The sequence below is a fragment of the Vogesella perlucida genome (assembly GCF_979366545.1).
This window is the reverse complement of sequence record NZ_CEETRO010000087.1, coordinates 1-255: the sequence shown is the minus strand read 5'-3', so window position 1 is coordinate 255 and position 255 is coordinate 1. Positions and strand designations below refer to the sequence as shown.

At 52.2% G+C, this 255-nt stretch carries 1 pseudogene; it reads right to left on the bottom strand.

The annotated features are described in order from the left end of the window. Positions 1-206 (bottom strand): annotated as a pseudogene (locus ACZ9XP_RS18060) (methyl-accepting chemotaxis protein); the annotation flags it as partial. Positions 207-255 lie beyond the last annotated feature (49 nt).

Below are 255 nucleotides of genomic sequence, written 5' to 3'. Positions count from 1 at the left end.
CCATTACTTAATCCTCGCTCGGTCTGCAAACCATCAATCAGGTTGGCGCTTTGCGTTGCAACAGCAACCAGCTCCTGTGCGCTACGCATTTCAGAGAACACCTCATAGCGCTGCAGTGACAATGTCACACCCAATACACACGCCGCGCCACCGAAAGGCAAGACAAGTAACAGCAATTTATGGCCAATTCCTAGTCTGGAAAGCATGGAAGGCTCCTGAGAGGTGAAGACATGGTAAAGCGGCAGGCTGCACAGC